Below are 16524 nucleotides of genomic sequence, written 5' to 3' on the forward strand. Positions count from 1 at the left end.
TCGCTCAGAGCGGCGGGGTGAGCCGCAGCGTATCCAAATCCTTCGCCAGCATCAGCGCCAGCGCCTCGACGGCGAGATTATGGTCGTCACGCTGCGGCAGGCCGGAGACGGTGACCGCACCGATGCAGCCGATACCCTTGACGTTGATTGGGAAACTGCCGCCATGCGGCGCATAGTCGGCGCCGGAAAGCCCGTTATCCTCGACCGTCTTGCCGTCTTTCTGCAGCTTCAGGCCGGAGGCATAGCTGCTGCGGAAATAACGCAGCACCATGTTGCGCTTGCGGCGGACCCAATTGACGTTATCGGGTATCACACCCGGGAGTGCCGCATAGAAGACGGGCATCGAGTGCAGGGTCACGTCGATCGCGATGCCGAGGCCGCGCTCGGTGGCCAGTTCCTGCAGGAGTTTGCCGAGCTGCCATGCCGTCGTCAGGTCGAAGGCGTCGAAGCTCAGCGCTTTCTCCTGCTCCGCGATCCGGCTGAGATCGTTCTCGATTGTCATGATAGGCCGCCTCTCCTGCAATGATCCGCTGCAGACCATTCTCATCAGAAGAGAAAAAGTAAAGCAAAACTTGGGCCTAACCTGATGTCAGAGCTTCGGCGTCAGCATCTCGAAGCGGTCGCGGATGGTGGCGCAGGTATCGCCGCCAAGCCTCGCAATGGCATCGACCGCAGCCGGATCGACATGCAGCCGTTCCGGATCGACCACCCCGTCGCGGTAATGCGCATAGACGATCTCGCCCATGACGATCTGCCGCGAACGGCCGAGCTCCAGCGTCACGTGCCGCTTGCATTCGAAGGCAGCCGGCGCCTCGACTATGAAGGGCGAGGCGACCTTCTCGCCCGGCATCGCCGTCAAGCCCGCTTCCTTTAACTCGTCGACGCCGCGCGGATATTTGGCGCCGCAGACATGCATTGCCTCGGCGATCGCGAAGGAGACGATATTGACCGTGAACACCTCGGTCATGCGGATATTGTGGCCAGTGTCCTTGAACGACATGTCGGCATTGTTCTCGACCCCGATCGCAAGGATCGGCGGATCGGCCGAAAGGCAGTTGAAGAAACTGAAGGGTGCGGCGTTGATCCGGCCGTTCTCGTCGACCGTCGTCACCAGCGCGATCGGCCGCGGGATGATCGTGCCGATCATCAGCTTGTAGCGTTCGCGCTCTGTAAGCTGCTTGAAATCGAAAGAGACGGACATCGGTTCAACCGACCTTCAGGACCGGCGAAAAACCGCTCATCGCCCCGGTGAAGGGTTTCGGCAGCGGCGAAGCATAGGAGCCGCGCTTGCTGGTGGAAAGCCCGAGCGACACCAGCGCTTCGGCCTGCTTGACGGCGGCCGCGACACCATCGACGACAGGCACGCCATAGATCTCCTGCAGCTCGCGCGCCAGATCGGTCATGCCGGCACAGCCGAGCACGATCGCCTCGGCGCCGTCTTCCAAAAGCGCCCGCTCGATCTCGGCCCTGAGCTTGCCGGTCGCGCCCGAGGCCGCATCTTCGAGCTCCAGCACGGGAATGTCGGAGGCACGCACCTTGGCACGATCGCCCATGCCGTAGCGGCGCACCAGATTGTCGATCAGCACCCGCGACCGCTCCAGCGTCGTCACCACGGTGAAGCGCTGCGCCAGGAAGCCCGCCGTCACCACGGCGGATTCGCAAAGCCCGAGGATCGGGACATCGGCAAAGGTTCGCGCCGCTTCGAGACCGGTATCGTCGAAACAGGCGATAATAGCCGCGTCGTAGCCCACACCCTGCCGCTCCTTAAGCTCGGCGAGCAGGCCTGGGATCGCTAGGGCCCCGTCGTAATGCCCCTCGATGGAAACCGGCCCCATGCGCGAGGTGGCCGCGATGATCTCCGTGCCGGATGCCGCCACCGCTCGCGCGGCGGTCGCGGCCTTCTCGGTCATGGAGGCCGTGGTGTTCGGATTGACGATGAGGATGCGCATGTCAGTTTATCTTTGCCTGCCGCCGGCTGAGCATCGTCATGATGCCGAGCGCGATGAGAATGATGGTGAAGGAAAACAGCGTCGTCACCGTGCCGAGCGCATAGAGCACCGGCGTCGTGACGTTGGTCGTCATGCCGTAGATTTCGAGCGGCAGCGTGTTGTAGGTGCCTGATGTCATCAGCGTGCGGGCGAATTCGTCGTAGGAGAGCGTGAAGCCGAAGAGGCCGACGCCGACGAGGCTCGGCGCGATCATCGGCAGCACGACATGGCGGAACGTCTGCCAGGAGCTGGCGCCGAGATCGCGCGCCGCCTCTTCATAGGCCGGCGAAAAGCGGTTGAAGACGGCAAACATGATCAGCACGCCAAAGGGCAGCGTCCAGGTCAGATGAGCGCCGAAGGCCGACGAATACCAGGCGGGCTTCAAGCCTCCCTGCTGGAAGACGACGCCGATGCCGAGCGAGATGATGATCGACGGCACCACGAGGCTGGCGACCGTGGCGTAGAACAGCGCGGTGGAACCGCGGAAACGGCGACGGAAGGCAAGGCCGGCGAGCAGCGACACGACGACGGTCACGACCATCACCATTAGCCCGAGGGTGAAGGAGCGACGGAACGAGGCGCCGAAATCGCCGACCGCCTGCTTTTCGAACAGGTTGAAGAACCAATGTGTGGAAACGCCGTTCATCGGAAAGGTCAGGCCGCCGTCCGGCCCCTGGAAGGAGAGGATCAGGATCGCCGATAGCGGCCCGTAGAGGAACAGCACGAAGATGACGAAGAAGAGCGCCAGCAGGTAGAATTCCAGGCCGCGTTTTTCGTGGCTCATCTCAAAGCTCCTTGCGGATATCGACGACGCGCAGGATGGCCGCGACCATCAGCAGCACGACGGCGAGCAGCACCACGGCATTGGCGGCAGCGGCCGGATATTGCAGCAACGACATCTGGTTCTTCATCATCAGCGCCACCGAAGCACTCTGACCGCCGGACATCACCTGCACCGTCGAAAAATCAGCCATGACGAGCGTGACGACGAAGATCGTGCCGATCGCCATACCGGGTTTGGCGAGCGGAACAACGACATTCCACAGCACCTGCCAGCCAGACGCGCCGGCATCGCGCGCCGCCTCGAACAGCGACCGGTCGATGCGCATCAGCGTATTGAAGATCGGCGTCACCATGAACAGCGTATAGAGATGCACCATGGCGAGCACGACGGCGAAATCGGAATAGAGCAGCCATTCGATCGGCTGCGGGATGATGCCCATCTTGATCAGCGTCGAATTGACGAGGCCGTTGCGCCCGAGCACCGGGATCCACGAAATCATGCGGATGATGTTCGACGTCATGAACGGCACGGTGCAGACAAGGAAAAGGATCATCTGCGTCGACGTCTTGCGGATGTGGAAGGCCAGGAAATAGGCGACCCAGAAACCGATGACGAGCGTCAGCGCCCAGACGATCGCGGTGAATTTCAGCGTGTTGAGATAGATCTTCCACGTTACCCACGAACCGAGCGTGTCGGTGTAGTTCATCGTCAGGAAGTCGGGATAGAGACCGGCAAAGTCGTAGTCCCAGAAGCTGACGACCGCGATCATGGCGATCGGCAGCAGGAAGAACAAGCCGAGAATGACGAACAGCGGCGTCGCCTGGAGATAGGAGATGGCTGAGGGGGAGAGGAAAGACCGTCTACCGCGTGCGCCGCGGCTGCCTTCTTCCGTTTCCACTGCAATGGTCGCCATGATCCAGTTCTCCGTTCTGATTACGCCAGGTTGAACGAAGGCGCGTGCAGCCCCTTCGTCCGCCTGCCGGCACCTTTTGCCTGGGTCGAGCCACTGGTCTCGCCCCGTCCTTCGGACCCCCGCTGGGGAGAAGAGATTCGCGGCAGCGTCTCCGCCGCCGCAAACCTTGCTCTTTTGTTACCTTCCGAGCGGCAAACTCCCCCTTCTCCCCGGCGGGGAGAAGATGCCCGAAGGGCAGATGATGGGGCGGAGCGAAGCGACGTCTTAAGCGTTAGCGAAAGACAGTAGCTGCCGCCCTGTCAGCGGAGATCAGGCAGCGATGAACTCGTTCCAGCGGCGAACCATGTAGCGGTCCTCGTCCATGACGGAGTTCCAGCAGGCGACAGCACCCATGCGGGCTTCGAAGGAGCCGCCGTCGCGAACGGCGCCGGCCTTTTCCATCACCTTGCCCTCGGGAGACAGGATGTCGCCGGCAGCCGGCTTGCCCTCGATCCAGTAGCCCCATTCGTCGGCCGACATGAATTGCTTGGCAGTGTCCATGCAGGCGGAATAATAGCCCTGGCGGTTGAGGTAGCCGCCGACCCAGCCCGACGTGTACCAGTTGATATATTCATAGGCGGCATCAAGCTGCGCGCCCTTGAGATGCGAGGCAAGGCCGAGACCGCCGCCCCAGGCGCGGTAGCCTTCCTTGAGCGGCTGATACTTGCAGGCGATGCCCTTGGAGCGGACGGCGGCAACGGCCGGCGACCACATGGACTGGATGACGACTTCACCCGACGCCATCAGGTTGACCGACTCGTCGAAGCTCTTCCAGAAGGCGCGGAACTGGCCGTCGCTCTTGGCCTTGATGAGGAATTCGATCGTCTTGTCGATCTCTTCCTTCGTCATGTTGCCCTTGTCGGCATATTTGATGTTGCCCATAGCCTCCATGATCATCGCCGCATCCATGATGCCGATCGACGGGATATTGAGGATCGAGGTCTTGCCCTTGAACTTCGGATCCATGATGTCGGCCCAGCTCGAAATATCGCGGCCGACGAGATCGGGGCGGATGCCGAGCGTATCGGCATTGTAGATGGTCGGAACCATCGTCATCCATTGCGTCGGTTCCTTGGCAAAGGTCTTGGCGCCCGGAGCCTCGACGAAGCCGACCGTGTGCGGCGCCGTGCCCTGGGCGATGACGCTTTCCGGCTTCAGCTTGCCGTTGATGAACAGCGGCACGATCTTGTCGTAATATTTCAGCTTCTTGACGTCCATCGGCTGCATGACGCCGGTCGGGAACACCTTCTTGGCGATCCAATATTCGATGTCGGCAATGTCGTAGCTGTCAGGCTGGGTGACGGCGCGCTGGGCGGCAGCGTCGGAATCGGTCGCCGTCATCTCCAGCGTGATGCCGAGATCGGCCTTGCACTTCTCGGCGATGGCATTGATGTTCGAAACACCGGTGCCGAACTGGCGAAGCGTGATGTTCGTCTGGGCCCAGATGGTGGGAAAGCCGGTGATGGCGCCGGAGCCGGCGATGGCGCCGACGGCGGCAGCACCCGTCTTCAGCAGCGTGCGACGGGAAAGCCCCTTTTCCGCCTTGGTCGATGTCGTTTCAGTCGTCATGTCAGTTCCCCTTTTTCTTGGATAGAAGGTTCAGTGTTCTTGATGGTAATGGCTCATGCGGAAGAGCGGCCGAGAAGCACGGCATCTTCGAGCGCCCAGCTGAGCGAGACGGTGTCGCCAACGGCAACCGGCCGGGCGAAATAGTCGCCGTCGTCGGCAATGACGGTGAAGTCGTCGCTGCCGGCGCCGAGAACGGTGATCTTCACGGAAGAGCCGCGATATTCGATGTTGGAGACGATGCCGTCGAAGCCGAGTGTCCATTCGGTCGCCACCTGCAGGCGCACACGGTCCGTGCGAATGCCGATGTCGACGGGCTCGCCGACTTCCTTGCCCGTCCCTCGTACGGAAAAGCTCTGCCCCTCAGGCACGGTCATGACGAGCACGCCGTTCTCGCTCGAGGCCACCCGGCCGGACAGCACGTTGTGGTCGCCCATGAAGCGGGCGACAAAGGCCGTCGCCGGCTTCTCGAAGACCTCGCGCGGGGCTGCCGCCTGCTCGATCCGGCCGTCATTCATGATGACGATGACATCGGCGAGCGCCATTGCCTCTTCCTGGCTGTGGGTGACATGCACGAAAGTGATGCCGAGCGACTTCTGCAGTTTCTTGAGTTCGGCGCGCATGCGGATCTTCAGGAACGGATCGAGCGCCGACAGCGGCTCGTCGAGCAGCAGCGCTTCCGGATCGGTGATCAGCGCGCGCGCCAGCGCCACGCGCTGCTGCTGGCCGCCGGAAAGCTGGGCCGGACGCCTGGCGGCATAGGCCTCCATCTGCATCAGCTTCAGCATCTCGAGCGCCTTCGCCCGCCGCTCCTGCTTGTCGACGCCTTTCATCTTCAGGCTGAAGGCGACGTTGTCGATCAGGTCGAGATGCGGGAAGAGCGCGTAGGACTGGAACATCATCGCCGTGCCGCGCCTGGCCGGCGGAAAATCGGTGACGACGACATTGCCGAGCCTGATGTCGCCTGACGAGATACTTTCATGGCCGGCGATCATGCGCAGCGTCGAGGTCTTGCCGCAGCCCGACGGGCCGAGGAAGCAGCAATAGGAGCCGGCGGGGATCTTCAGGCTAATCGCATGGACCGCCGTCGTCGCGCCATAGACCTTCGAAACGGATACTATATCGATCTCTGCCGCTTTCGACATCATGCCTTCCCCTGTTTGGAAAAGACGATGCATCTGCCGTGCCAGACTCCGTTGCCTGCAGCAAGCCATTGCGAAATAACGATTTTATCAAGACTGCAGCTAAGAAAGCAAATTATAGGCACAGCGCTATATGCACATGATTTAGGCTATCGTGCGCAATTTGTGCAAAACATCGTATACAATCTGGCCTCCATTTCGGGCACAAATTCTGTTTAACTTTGGCGCGAAGCCGGATATGGTTTGCCGACCATCAGGAAATAAATTTCATGAAATCCGCCGCCAAGGCTCAGCAGGCCGAAGACTCCACAGATACCGGCGCGCAACAGATCCGCGATGCCATTCGCGAAGCGATCGTCGAGCGCAGGCTCTCGCCCGGCACCAAGCTTTCGGAAAGCGATGTCGGCAATCTCTTCAACGTCAGCCGCACGCTTGCCCGCGCCGCCCTGCAGGCGCTCTCCTATGAAGGCCTCGTCAGCGTCGAGAAAAACCGCGGCGCCTTCGTCGCCTATCCCTCGCCGGAAGAGGCTCGCCAGATCTTTTCCGCCCGCCGCTTGGTCGAACCGGGCATATTGCGCGAGGCAGCGGCGCGGATCACGCCTGACGATATTACCCATCTGCGACAGCTTCTGCTGGAAGAAGGCCGCCTGATGAGCGAGCGCGGTCAGACGGCGCGCCGCGCCGAAATCAAGGCATCGGGCGATTTTCATCTGATGCTGGCGGCCATATCGGGAAACTCAATCATGCAGCGCTTCATGGAGGAGCTTGTCGCCCGCTCGTCGCTGGTGATTGCACTCTACGGGCAATCGACCGCATCGAGCTGCGGCCATTCCGAACATGGTGACATTGTCTCGGCAATCGAAGCCGACGAACTTGACCGCGCCTGCCAGCTGATGCTGCATCACATCGCCCACATCGAGGCCGATCTTGACCTGCGCGAACGCAAGAGCCTGGGCCTCAAGGAAGCCTTCGAACTCTGAACATGCAAAAGACACGGGGCGCGGATGCTTCACCGCGCCCCGCTTCAAACGGACTCTCGAAACGCTACCAGGGCGTCTTCTTCGGCAGCAACTCAAAAGCCGCGAAGATATCCTCGGCGCTCATCGGCTCGCTGGAGCGCAGCTTCACGGTTCCGTCGCGGCCGATCAGGATTAACCCGAACTCGCCGGATGGCGGTCCCTGCAGCCGATCGCGAATATCGTCGGCATCGAGTTCCCAGTCATCGTCGAACAGCGCAAACGCGCCGCCGCCGGCAATGCTGAACACCTCGATGTCTTCCTCGATCAAGCGCATATGCGCCTTGCGCAGCCATTCATCCTGGATGAGCGCGCGGTCATCTTGCGCATCGGCAAAGATGATCAGCACCCGTTTCCTGTCGCGAAACTGCTCGAGCGATTGCGGAAGATCAGGCTCACGCCTGGGTGTACCCATGATTTCATGAACAATAGATTTTAGCATGGTGCTCATTCCTCGCCCGTCACCACTGCATAATTCTTAAATCGGGATCGATTTAAGGATAGATTGTGCAGCAATTCAAAGTGCTACAGCGCCCCTTTGCGACTCTCGAAAAGGGCGCTGTAGTAGCGGGCTGTGCCTGCCGAATTAAACGGCTGGGAATAAGTGAGGTTCCGCCAAGAAGCGGAAAAGGATCGCAGCCATGGCCGCGATCCTCACTTTGTCAGTCGCGGCCCTGGTCTTCTGACGCATGGGCCGAAACGGCAACGAGATCCGCAGCCCCGGTGACGAGAAGGCGCTTGCGCACCAGGACGCGCATGACACGCGCCGCCGTCGAGAAAGTCATCTGGTCGAGCGGGCCTTCGCCCTCCCACGGCTTGGTCAGCCGTTCGGTGACGGCGCCGACGATGTTCATCGGCACGATGTCGGTGCATTCGCGCATGGCTTCGAAAACGAAGCTGATGGGGATGACCCGGCCTTCGTGGGTCACGATCGGTTCGGTCAATTCGCTGTCCCATTCCTCGAAGGCATAGAGCGCTTCACGAAACAGCTGCTGGAGGTTGAACGGCGCGTGGCCGTCATGAAGTGGCGGCAGTGCATTCATCATGTCTGTCTCCTCTTGATGGGTTGAAGCCAAAGTCCTCCGGTATCGGTCGCGCCAACGCGGGGAACGGAACGATTTGCTGCCCCTGCGAACCGAATAACACTATTGATTCTATAGAGTAACGCGCCGGGGTAAAGCCCATTTATCCGCCGCCGCGGAAGCGAATTCCATAACACGCTGATATTCTTGCGTGTTTTAGACGAAATTTTCTCCGCGCACACCAGCCTTAAAAATCTATGCCACCCGCCCGAGATCGCTCCGGAATGACACGGCGAGGCGAAAAAACCCCTGAAAATTCACGGAACTTTTGTCTCTGTAATTTGTTTTGTCCTCACATTCGCAAAACACACTGGGGTTATCACCAATGACGCAAATCCGTGAACCGGAGCGCCGAAGCAAGATCCTGCGCGGCCGCCCCTATAGCCTTGACGAATTCGCCTCCAAATATGGCCTGCGCGGCGAGCAGGCAGAAAGCCTGTTTACCCGTTTCGGGCCCTCCTCGATCGAACTCGACCTGCTGATGGCAGCCAAGCGCCGGCCGCCGGTTCTGCAGGACAGAATTGCCGAATAACAATTTTGATGAATGGAATGGATCGATGAGCGACAGACGCCACGAATGGATCAGCAAAAGAGCTTACGCGATTTGGGAGGAACAGGGCCGGCCAAATGGGCGCGACGACGAGCACTGGCGCCAGGCAGTTGCCGAACGCGACGCGCTGGAGCGCACGCAGGCCTCCTCCGATGGCCGCGAGGTGCTGGTGAAGTTTCGCCCGAAGCCGCAGCGGCCCGAAGCGCCACGCGCCAGTTGGTTCAACCGAACAGCAAACGTCGGCTGAATCCTTTCTCACATCGGCCGGGCCGCTTGCGGATCGAGCGGCTCAGTCGAGCCTGAGCCGGAAGCGCGCCTGAAAATCTCCCTGCCACCACATGGGGAAATTGGTTCCCCACTTGTTGTTGTGCAGATTGAAGCGGATGCCGGCGGTAAAATCCGGCAGAGTTCTGCAAAACGTCATGAAATCCGAGCTTTGCGGCCCAACCAGCGGCGCATCGAAGGTTTCGATCGTCAGCGGACCATCGGCAAGATCACTGCGTGCTGATGTCACCGCCTGCAATTGCGCCCCGCCGCTCGTCGCTATATTCCCCGATCGGTGCCAGAGGCCCATTTTGCGGAAATTCCAGTCTGCCGCACCATCAGGCGTGAAGGAAAGAAAGCTTGCCTCCGGCATGCGGTTGGCGGGCTTGTCGTGCAATGTCAGGCTGAGGTTGAGGCGATCGCCCTCGGCGGTGAAATGCAGCATCACATGCGGCGGCGCGCCATATTTCTGCACGGCCGCGGCCGGCATCGACAGAAGGATGCCCGCCGCTTGCGTTGCTTCCAACGCCGGCAGAAAGACCTTCGAAAGTGCGGCCCCCGACCAGGCGAGCCCCGGCTTGTCATGGTCGAGCACCGCCCATTCCTGGCGATGGGTCAGGTAGGTCTGCATGTGGCGGTTGACGTCGCCGGCATCGTAGCTCTCATATCGATAGGCGATCAGCGAGCCGTCGCAGCCGGAGATCGTCCGACCGGAGGGAGAGGTGATTTCGGCCACATCGCCGCTCGCGCCGTCGAGCACGATCGACCAGCCACCGGTCTGCAGGCGGAGCTCCCGCCCACCGCCCTTGATGACGGCAGGCGTGGCAAATTCGGCAAGTACGCTCTGGGCTGCGCTCCGGTCCGTCTCGTCGAGCTCCGAGACCGCCTGGTCGAGATAGGCGCGCTGCTCGTCCCATGAGGCTTCGGTATAGGCGAAGCGATAATCGGATCGGCGTGCGGCCTCGAAATCGGCCCGCGACCACGCCTTATCGTCGCGCAAATAGGATTTGATATCGACGCCGCAGGTATGCTCGGCCACCATCGCTAGTCCGCGCCCGAAGGCGAGACGCCGTGCGTCGAGCCCATCCGCCGCGAAGCGGTCGTAGAGCCGCTGCAGCGCGAGGAACCGAGCCGTCTTCACCGGATCGCTGCCGCTGCCATGGATCCAGCTGTCGCCGAGTTCCAGCTCGACAACCGGGAAACGCTCACGCTCCCTCCAGAGAATGGCGCCGTAATCCTCGAGCGTCGCCGCGCGGATGATCGCATCCGGCTCACGGGCGCGTAATTCGCGATAGGCCTCCGCCGTCTGCGGCACGCTCTGCGGCCCCATATTGTCGTTGGTATGGGCAAAGCTCAGACCGTCCTCGAAACCGTCGGGGAAACAGGTCTCGCCATAAGAGCGCTGATACATGACGACCACTTCCTCGGCGCCGGGCGCCCGCCAGCGGAAGATGTCGGGCACATCGGGCGGCGGTGAGGCCGTATTGACGCCGAGATGCAGGAAGCGGATGCCCGCCTCGGACAGCAGCGGTACCATGCCGAGCGTATGGCCGGGTACATCGGTCATCTTCGCCGCGATCGTCGTCTTGCCGAAGCGGCGGTCGAGTTCCTGCGAATAGGAAAGCCCGGCCCGGAGGAGATCCGGCGACATCAGCTCCGTATGGGTGGTGAACGGCAGGCCGTGCCAGCGGATCAGCCCGCGCTCGATCGCCTGTTCCAGCGCTCCCACCTCGGCTGCAGAGCGCGAATTCAGATGATCCCAGATCAGCCAGGCGCCCGTCGTCCAGATGAATTTCGGCTCGTCGGGATTTTCGGCATGAAAATGCTTGGCCGTTTCGATCGCCTGCGGAATGAAGCGCTCGTGATATTGCCGGCGGACTTTCTCGGCATAATCGGTAAAGCCGATATCGAGATGGGTCTTGAAGACCAGATGCACGCGCTTTTCAGTCATTCCATTTCACATATCGGTGATGACAGTCGAAACATTCTGCAGCCAGTGGCGGCACAGGTGAGAAGTGTAACCGTTTCCACAAACACCATTGCTCCTGCCACAAATTCTTCGTCAACCCGTTTTGGCACAAATCGATGAAATAGTGCGGGTTTATTAACCATATATCCGAAAACGCTGTCGTCCGACGCTTTCATCGTAGAATCGAATCGCGACAAGAATGAAGACGTGTTCATCGACAATTATATAGAAGAGGCGGCGGGACTTCCTTGCTGCCGCGCCCGGGTGGTGCGCTGTTTAGCCAAGGAGAAAAGCCTGAGCCTTTCGGGAAAGCCGATTATCAGAAGGCGTTGGTTTCCTGGCAGAGCGCCCGGTGAACCTCAGTCCAGAACAGCGCCAGCGGCGTGTCGCCGTTGCGTTCGGCAACGAGAGCGCGGATCAGCGCTTCGGAGCCGGCCATGTCCTGCCAGCTGGATTTCAGACCCTTGGCGGCCTGTTGGCATTCGGCAATCTCGAATGGTCTTTTGCTGTCCATATGAGGCCTCCTCATGGAAGGCGCTAGCAGATGGGGCCAAGATTGTCATTCCCCGCATATGTGGGGATGCCTTGTATTTGTGACGGCCCTCGCGGTAGGATTGAGGGGATTGGGGCAGTGGAAATGATTGAAAATACCTACAGCGAAAAGTTCGAGTCCGCTTTCGAGCAGATCAAGGCTGCGGCCAATGTGGATGGCGCCATCCGCATTCTCCAGGCGGAATATGGCCTCGATTTCGTCACCTACCATCTCGCCCAGACGATCGCGAGCAAGATCGATTCGCCCTTCGTGCGCACCACCTATCCGGATGCCTGGGTCTCCCGTTACCTCCTGAACAGCTATGTGAAGGTCGATCCGATCGTCAAACAGGGCTTCGAACGCCAGCTGCCCTTCGACTGGAGCGAGGTCGAGCCGACGCCGGAGGCCTATGCCATGCTGGTCGATGCCCAGAAGCACGGTATCGGCGGCAACGGCTACTCCATTCCCGTCGCCGACAAGGCGCAGCGCCGCGCGCTCTTGTCGCTGAATGCTCGCATACCGGCCGAGGAATGGGCCGAACTTGTCCGCCGCTGCCGCAACGAATGGATCGAGATTGCCCATCTCATCCACCGCAAGGCCGTCTACGAGCTGCATGGCGAAAACGATCCGGTGCCGTCACTGTCGCCGCGCGAAATCGAGTGCCTGCACTGGACGGCGCTTGGCAAGGATTACAAGGATATTTCGGTGATCCTGGGCATATCGGAGCACACCACGCGCGATTATCTGAAGACCGCCCGTTTCAAACTCGGCTGCGCGACGATCTCGGCCGCCGCCTCGCGGGCCGTGCAATTGCGCATCATCAATCCCTAGCCCATCGCGATCTTTCAGATTCGGTCCTCGCGCTTTAGCTCTTTGTTTTACGCATGTCGTTGTCGCAAAACCGCGGCACACTTTTGCGCGACATGTTCTGCCCCCCTCATCTGAGGGGGCCTATCTGAGGGAATTTCCGATCCGGCCCGCATGAACCATTCTGCTTTCCACGAACTTGAAAACGCTGGAGGGCAAAATGTTCGTTATCATTCAGGCACATGAGTATCAGAAATACGCTGCCGTACTCGACCAGATGTTTCGCCTGCGCAAGAAGGTCTTCGCTGATACGCTCGGCTGGGACGTTCCCGTCATCGGCCCTTACGAACGCGACAGCTACGATTCGCTCGCCCCCGCCTATCTCGTCTGGTGCAACGACAGCCGCACCCGTCTTTATGGCGGCATGCGCCTGATGCCGACAACAGGCCCGACCCTTCTCTACGACGTCTTCCGCGAGACATTTCCAGATGCCGCCAATCTTATCGCCCCCGGCATCTGGGAAGGCACGCGCATGTGCATCGACGAGGAGGCGATCGCCAAGGATTTCCCCGATATCGACGCCGGCCGCGCCTTCTCCATGATGCTGCTCGCCCTTTGCGAATGTGCTCTCGACCACGGCATCCATACGATGATCTCCAACTACGAGCCCTACCTCAAGCGCGTCTACAAGCGCGCCGGCGCCGAAGTGGAGGAACTCGGCCGTGCAGACGGCTACGGCAAATATCCCGTCTGCTGCGGCGCCTTCGAAGTCTCGGACCGCGTGCTGCGCAAGATGCGCGCCGCCCTCGGCCTCACCCTACCCCTTTATGTCAGGCACGTGCCGGCCCGCTCGGTCGTGACCCAATTCCTGGAGATGGCAGCATGAACCGCCTCGCTGAAACCGCCACGCAGACCGCAATGCAGAAGGATATCGGTGCGCTGGAGCGCCATGTTCTCGCATCCCGCGACATCGCCACGCAGATGGGGGATCCCTTCCTCTCCTATCTCCTCTCGATGGCGCTGTTTACGATCTACGAGAAGAAGGCCCATCATGAGAACGAGGCGCTGAAGAGCAGCTTCAGCTGAGGGTGTGGTTCCCCTCCGCCCCGCCTGAAGACGAGCATGTCTCCCGGCGCCTCGCGCGCAGCCGCAAAAACAGTCCCCGTTTTGCGGCTGCGCGCGCCTGTCCAGTCATCAGGGTATTGCCGTTACGTCATCAGGGAATTGATGGTCGAAATCAGCGTGTCGTGCATGTAGGGCTTCGGCAGGAAGGCGGTATTGGCGGGCAGCGCCATCGGATCGAGCCGCACCATGCCGGAGGTGATGATGATGCCGATATTCGGCCGCATCGCCCTCACCCGGTTGGCAAGCTGGAGACCGTCCATCGAACCCGCCATGTTGACGTCGGTGAACAGGATATCGACATCCTGCCTGCCCTTCAGCACCACCAGAGCCTCGTCGGCATTCGCCGCCTCCAGCGCCACATGACCGACCTCTTCCAGCACATCGAGGATATTGAACCGGATCAGCGGCTCGTCCTCCACGATGAGCACCACGGCACTGTTCGAAGCCACCATCTGCGATCGCCCTCTTCATGCGGAATGTGACTTGGATAAGTGTAGCCCACGCGAGAAGGTTCCAGTGGCTGCCCACGAAATATGCATCGTCCACAGATGCTTGCGCTCACCGCTTGTAGCCCCCGCGGATTTGCGTTAGAGCGAAACCGATGCTGCGGGAACCATTGCCCCGGCATCACGGTGCCGCTACCGGCGCCAAGGGCCTGTAGCTCAATGGTTAGAGCCGGCGGCTCATAACCGCTTGGTTGGGGGTTCGAGTCCCTCCGGGCCCACCAACGCTTTCTGCAGGCTCCTGTTTTTCCTGCTGATCTTTGTTTTCTAGGGCCCCCTTTTCAAAACTTGAACCGCCAAGTGGGATACCTTTGTTCTCGTTTCAATCCGGCAGCAGCAGCTTAGCGCTCGCGCCCGCCAAGTTCGTACGACGAGCCGCGCGGGTGTACAGTCTGCCTGTTGACTCGTCGTCCATCCAAAAATCGCTGACTACTGCTGATAGCTCCCATCCCTGCCCGACATCTTGATCTCCCGCAGTGGAGCTGGTCGGATCCAGACAGGTAGCGGCGCAGCTTGCCCACCTGCATGTTTTTATGCCGCGGGCAATTGCCACTAGTTTTATGCGGCTTGCACAGCCCGCAGGCGGCTTTCCGCGGGCGCTTTCTCTTGTGGTGCATGTCCATCTCCGAACGAAGTCGGTGCGCCCCGATGGCGCACGCGTTTCTTTCGGAGATGGATGGAGGTGCTGTTCATCTGCACTCTTTTTACTACAACGGCAAAGGGCGGAAAAGCCGCCGGCCAGTGATGCCGACGGCGCGCCTGTTGGACCAAGGTTGGTGTGCGTGGCAACACCGACTAGAAATCAAAATATACGGTCACACCTGACCGACGACGATAGGGGTAATAGTCGCGATAGCCGTAATACTGCTGACGGTAGCACGAGCCGTAATACCTGCAGTCGCGGTAGGCGTGCCGCCGCTTCCAGTGGCGATTCGCGTGCCATTTATGATGTTTCCGGTGCTTGACCTGCTCGACGTCGGGAGTGTGTATATGTACTGCGTTCGGCACCACGATCGGTGTGGCGTTCAACGGCAGAGCGAAAGATGCAGACAACACTATGGCTGCAAGTGAGGAAAAAGGCATTTTCATCGGCGCATCCTTTCAGGATAAGATTCTGGGTTAACAAGCATTAACCTTCGATGAACCGCCCAGCGGAGCGAAGTCTTCACTATTCCGACCGTTTGCATTGCTATTCATTCCCCTATGGATCGACAATCTGGCGCCCTTCAACAGAGCTGTGGAAGCAGCTAAAGCGGATGATACGGAGAGAAAGGCGGACTTAAGTCGGACTGGCAACTCCATGCCCTGCTGCTCATATTAGCCTTGAGGCATGTTGAAGATCCGTGGAGGGCGGATCAGGAGGAGACTATGAAGTTCGGCCCCGACAACTACAATCACGAAGAGCGCTGCTCGCAAGGCCACAGTTCAGCATCGACGATCGCAACCATCGAGGCAGCCCTGTCCGCAAATCCGGACATCGACAGCAGCGCCATCGAGATCCGGATGCTCGGCCCTGTCGTCCTGCTCGAAGGCTATATCACGAAAGCCGCAGACCGCGACAAAGCCATCTCGCTTGCGGCGATGATCGTCGGCGAGGAGAATGTCCACGACCGGATGCTGAGCCGCTTCCCGACGCAGTAGCGAGCGTTATTCAGCGAGCTCGGACGAACCAAGAGGGATGGCGAAAACCTGCGCCTGGAATGCGTCAATCTGACTCGGAAAGTGGATGTGACTATTTAAACATGCCCGCAGGCATTCCGTGTAGCGGAGGAACTATCTTATCGGTGGCGTTTACCGGGACACTCAATATCCTGGGAGGATAACATGAAAGCACTGGTCATCTCTGCGGTAGCGCTGTTTCTGTCACTCGGAGGAGCGGCGGTCGCGCAGACGGCGACGGTCGTCGTCCCTGGCGAGGTCAAGACCTATGTCCAAAAACAGGAAACGCCATCCGTCACCTTTGAAGGTGACGTCGCAGTCGGTACGGCGCTTCCTGACACGGTCGAGATCCACACAATCCCCGATCAACCTGATTACGGTTATGTGGTCGTCAACAAAAAGCGCGTGCTCGTCAATCCGAAGACCCGCGCGGTGATTGAGGTCATCCAATAACTTGAAAGCATCGCGGGCCTGTTTCCAAGGCCCGCGATTTATCATTCCACCTTCCTCCGAATCAGGCGCCGTTCGCTCGGCGCGCGAGGGTTGAATTCAGCTTGGCATCCACCGAAGCGAGCTGCATCAAAT

Annotated in this window: 21 protein-coding genes and 1 tRNA gene; 9 read left to right on the forward strand and 13 right to left on the reverse strand. The window is 60.2% G+C overall.

The annotated features are described in order from the left end of the window. Window positions 1-4: 4 nt before the first annotated feature. From G9X68_RS21235 to G9X68_RS21265, 7 genes are all read right to left on the reverse strand, one after another. The gene (locus G9X68_RS21235) at window positions 5-502 is read right to left on the reverse strand and encodes a heme-degrading domain-containing protein (RefSeq protein WP_171604114.1); all 498 of its coding nucleotides are present in this window, start codon (window positions 500-502) and stop codon (window positions 5-7) included. A gap of 87 nt (window positions 503-589) precedes the next feature. Next, the gene (locus tag G9X68_RS21240) at window positions 590-1201 is read right to left on the reverse strand and encodes a flavin reductase family protein (protein ID WP_171604115.1); all 612 of its coding nucleotides are present in this window, start codon (window positions 1199-1201) and stop codon (window positions 590-592) included. Window positions 1202-1205: 4 nt separating this feature from the next. Then, window positions 1206-1949, reverse strand: a complete 744-nt coding sequence (locus G9X68_RS21245; RefSeq protein WP_171604116.1) for an aspartate/glutamate racemase family protein — start codon at window positions 1947-1949, stop codon at window positions 1206-1208. A gap of 1 nt (window position 1950) precedes the next feature. Then, the gene (locus G9X68_RS21250; protein ID WP_171604117.1) at window positions 1951-2772 is read right to left on the reverse strand and encodes an ABC transporter permease; all 822 of its coding nucleotides are present in this window, start codon (window positions 2770-2772) and stop codon (window positions 1951-1953) included. Window position 2773: 1 nt separating this feature from the next. Continuing rightward, window positions 2774-3685 carry an ABC transporter permease gene (locus G9X68_RS21255; protein WP_171604118.1) on the reverse strand — a complete coding sequence of 304 codons (912 nt, stop codon included), beginning with the start codon at window positions 3683-3685 and terminating at the stop codon, window positions 2774-2776. Window positions 3686-3994: 309 nt separating this feature from the next. After that, window positions 3995-5293, reverse strand: coding sequence for an ABC transporter substrate-binding protein (locus G9X68_RS21260; RefSeq protein WP_171604119.1), 1299 nt, complete (start codon window positions 5291-5293; stop codon window positions 3995-3997). A gap of 53 nt (window positions 5294-5346) precedes the next feature. Next, window positions 5347-6435, reverse strand: a complete 1089-nt coding sequence (locus G9X68_RS21265; RefSeq protein WP_171604120.1) for an ABC transporter ATP-binding protein — start codon at window positions 6433-6435, stop codon at window positions 5347-5349. Between the two features lie 266 nt (window positions 6436-6701). Here G9X68_RS21265 and G9X68_RS21270 point away from each other — a divergent pair, with 266 nt between their 5' ends. After that, on the forward strand, window positions 6702-7412 hold the full coding sequence (locus G9X68_RS21270; RefSeq protein ID WP_171604121.1) for a GntR family transcriptional regulator: 711 nt from the start codon (window positions 6702-6704) through the stop codon (window positions 7410-7412). A 64-nt stretch (window positions 7413-7476) separates the two neighbouring features. Here the strand turns inward: G9X68_RS21270 and G9X68_RS21275 are convergent, their stop codons facing one another. Both G9X68_RS21275 and G9X68_RS21280 read right to left on the reverse strand, forming a co-directional pair. After that, entirely contained in the window at window positions 7477-7890 is a 414-nt protein-coding gene (locus tag G9X68_RS21275; RefSeq protein ID WP_171604122.1) for a DUF4174 domain-containing protein, read from the reverse strand. A 220-nt stretch (window positions 7891-8110) separates the two neighbouring features. Continuing rightward, window positions 8111-8494 carry a BRA0787 family protein gene (locus tag G9X68_RS21280; protein WP_129419796.1) on the reverse strand — a complete coding sequence of 128 codons (384 nt, stop codon included), beginning with the start codon at window positions 8492-8494 and terminating at the stop codon, window positions 8111-8113. A 361-nt stretch (window positions 8495-8855) separates the two neighbouring features. Here G9X68_RS21280 and G9X68_RS21285 point away from each other — a divergent pair, with 361 nt between their 5' ends. Continuing rightward, window positions 8856-9062, forward strand: coding sequence for a hypothetical protein (locus G9X68_RS21285; protein WP_129419795.1), 207 nt, complete (start codon window positions 8856-8858; stop codon window positions 9060-9062). 25 nt (window positions 9063-9087) lie between these two features. Beyond that, complete coding sequence (locus G9X68_RS21290; RefSeq protein WP_171377548.1) at window positions 9088-9327, forward strand: DUF2934 domain-containing protein; 240 nt, start codon at window positions 9088-9090, stop codon at window positions 9325-9327. 42 nt (window positions 9328-9369) lie between these two features. On the opposite strand, the gene G9X68_RS21295 is transcribed toward G9X68_RS21290, so the two are convergent. Both G9X68_RS21295 and G9X68_RS21300 read right to left on the reverse strand, forming a co-directional pair. Then, window positions 9370-11295, reverse strand: a complete 1926-nt coding sequence (locus tag G9X68_RS21295; RefSeq protein ID WP_171604123.1) for a DUF5054 domain-containing protein — start codon at window positions 11293-11295, stop codon at window positions 9370-9372. Window positions 11296-11632: 337 nt separating this feature from the next. Continuing rightward, window positions 11633-11827: a hypothetical protein gene (locus G9X68_RS21300; RefSeq protein ID WP_003541553.1), complete on the reverse strand. Its 195-nt coding sequence runs from the start codon at window positions 11825-11827 to the stop codon at window positions 11633-11635. 123 nt (window positions 11828-11950) lie between these two features. Here G9X68_RS21300 and G9X68_RS21305 point away from each other — a divergent pair, with 123 nt between their 5' ends. The 3 genes from G9X68_RS21305 (at window position 11951) to G9X68_RS21315 (ending at window position 13738) form a co-directional block, all read left to right on the forward strand. Further along, window positions 11951-12676, forward strand: a complete 726-nt coding sequence (locus tag G9X68_RS21305) for a LuxR family transcriptional regulator (RefSeq protein ID WP_164046687.1) — start codon at window positions 11951-11953, stop codon at window positions 12674-12676. A 196-nt stretch (window positions 12677-12872) separates the two neighbouring features. Then, window positions 12873-13538, forward strand: a complete 666-nt coding sequence (locus tag G9X68_RS21310; RefSeq protein WP_027683681.1) for an acyl-homoserine-lactone synthase — start codon at window positions 12873-12875, stop codon at window positions 13536-13538. Further along, entirely contained in the window at window positions 13535-13738 is a 204-nt protein-coding gene (locus tag G9X68_RS21315) for a hypothetical protein (RefSeq protein ID WP_171604124.1), read from the forward strand. Before G9X68_RS21310 ends, G9X68_RS21315 begins: the two co-directional genes overlap by 4 nt. Before the next feature lie 122 nt (window positions 13739-13860). Here the strand turns inward: G9X68_RS21315 and G9X68_RS21320 are convergent, their stop codons facing one another. Further along, a complete protein-coding gene (locus G9X68_RS21320; RefSeq protein WP_130692259.1) occupies window positions 13861-14229 on the reverse strand; it encodes a response regulator in 369 nt (122 codons plus the stop codon). Between the two features lie 199 nt (window positions 14230-14428). Here G9X68_RS21320 and G9X68_RS21325 point away from each other — a divergent pair. Then, a tRNA-Ile gene (locus G9X68_RS21325) sits at window positions 14429-14504 on the forward strand. Window positions 14505-15075: 571 nt separating this feature from the next. On the opposite strand, the gene G9X68_RS21330 is transcribed toward G9X68_RS21325, so the two are convergent. Then, a complete protein-coding gene (locus G9X68_RS21330; protein ID WP_171604125.1) occupies window positions 15076-15369 on the reverse strand; it encodes a hypothetical protein in 294 nt (97 codons plus the stop codon). Window positions 15370-15648: 279 nt separating this feature from the next. On the opposite strand from G9X68_RS21330, the gene G9X68_RS21335 reads away from it, so the two are divergent. After that, window positions 15649-15921, forward strand: a complete 273-nt coding sequence (locus tag G9X68_RS21335) for a BON domain-containing protein (protein ID WP_097620353.1) — start codon at window positions 15649-15651, stop codon at window positions 15919-15921. A gap of 183 nt (window positions 15922-16104) precedes the next feature. Further along, on the forward strand, window positions 16105-16392 hold the full coding sequence (locus tag G9X68_RS21340) for a DUF1236 domain-containing protein (protein ID WP_171604126.1): 288 nt from the start codon (window positions 16105-16107) through the stop codon (window positions 16390-16392). The last annotated feature ends 132 nt before the right edge of the window (window positions 16393-16524 follow it).

The sequence above is a fragment of the Rhizobium changzhiense genome (assembly GCF_013087625.1).
Classification (GTDB): domain Bacteria; phylum Pseudomonadota; class Alphaproteobacteria; order Rhizobiales; family Rhizobiaceae; genus Rhizobium; species Rhizobium sophorae.

Excerpts from the sequence above, each read along its gene's own strand:
- G9X68_RS21335 (WP_097620353.1), top strand. The coding sequence starts at position 15,649 with ATGAAGTTCGGCCCCGACAACTACAATCACGAAGAGCGCTGCTCGCAA.
- G9X68_RS21255 (WP_171604118.1), bottom strand. The coding sequence starts at position 3,685 with ATGGCGACCATTGCAGTGGAAACGGAAGAAGGCAGCCGCGGCGCACGC.
- G9X68_RS21260 (WP_171604119.1), bottom strand. The coding sequence starts at position 5,293 with ATGACGACTGAAACGACATCGACCAAGGCGGAAAAGGGGCTTTCCCGT.
- G9X68_RS21300 (WP_003541553.1), bottom strand. The coding sequence starts at position 11,827 with ATGGACAGCAAAAGACCATTCGAGATTGCCGAATGCCAACAGGCCGCC.
- G9X68_RS21340 (WP_171604126.1), top strand. The coding sequence starts at position 16,105 with ATGAAAGCACTGGTCATCTCTGCGGTAGCGCTGTTTCTGTCACTCGGA.
- G9X68_RS21235 (WP_171604114.1), bottom strand. The coding sequence starts at position 502 with ATGACAATCGAGAACGATCTCAGCCGGATCGCGGAGCAGGAGAAAGCG.
- G9X68_RS21245 (WP_171604116.1), bottom strand. The coding sequence starts at position 1,949 with ATGCGCATCCTCATCGTCAATCCGAACACCACGGCCTCCATGACCGAG.
- G9X68_RS21250 (WP_171604117.1), bottom strand. The coding sequence starts at position 2,772 with ATGAGCCACGAAAAACGCGGCCTGGAATTCTACCTGCTGGCGCTCTTC.
- G9X68_RS21310 (WP_027683681.1), top strand. The coding sequence starts at position 12,873 with ATGTTCGTTATCATTCAGGCACATGAGTATCAGAAATACGCTGCCGTA.
- G9X68_RS21240 (WP_171604115.1), bottom strand. The coding sequence starts at position 1,201 with ATGTCCGTCTCTTTCGATTTCAAGCAGCTTACAGAGCGCGAACGCTAC.
- G9X68_RS21305 (WP_164046687.1), top strand. The coding sequence starts at position 11,951 with ATGATTGAAAATACCTACAGCGAAAAGTTCGAGTCCGCTTTCGAGCAG.
- G9X68_RS21285 (WP_129419795.1), top strand. The coding sequence starts at position 8,856 with ATGACGCAAATCCGTGAACCGGAGCGCCGAAGCAAGATCCTGCGCGGC.
- G9X68_RS21330 (WP_171604125.1), bottom strand. The coding sequence starts at position 15,369 with ATGAAAATGCCTTTTTCCTCACTTGCAGCCATAGTGTTGTCTGCATCT.
- G9X68_RS21320 (WP_130692259.1), bottom strand. The coding sequence starts at position 14,229 with ATGGTGGCTTCGAACAGTGCCGTGGTGCTCATCGTGGAGGACGAGCCG.
- G9X68_RS21265 (WP_171604120.1), bottom strand. The coding sequence starts at position 6,435 with ATGTCGAAAGCGGCAGAGATCGATATAGTATCCGTTTCGAAGGTCTAT.
- G9X68_RS21280 (WP_129419796.1), bottom strand. The coding sequence starts at position 8,494 with ATGATGAATGCACTGCCGCCACTTCATGACGGCCACGCGCCGTTCAAC.
- G9X68_RS21290 (WP_171377548.1), top strand. The coding sequence starts at position 9,088 with ATGAGCGACAGACGCCACGAATGGATCAGCAAAAGAGCTTACGCGATT.
- G9X68_RS21270 (WP_171604121.1), top strand. The coding sequence starts at position 6,702 with ATGAAATCCGCCGCCAAGGCTCAGCAGGCCGAAGACTCCACAGATACC.
- G9X68_RS21275 (WP_171604122.1), bottom strand. The coding sequence starts at position 7,890 with ATGCTAAAATCTATTGTTCATGAAATCATGGGTACACCCAGGCGTGAG.
- G9X68_RS21315 (WP_171604124.1), top strand. The coding sequence starts at position 13,535 with ATGAACCGCCTCGCTGAAACCGCCACGCAGACCGCAATGCAGAAGGAT.
- G9X68_RS21295 (WP_171604123.1), bottom strand. The coding sequence starts at position 11,295 with ATGACTGAAAAGCGCGTGCATCTGGTCTTCAAGACCCATCTCGATATC.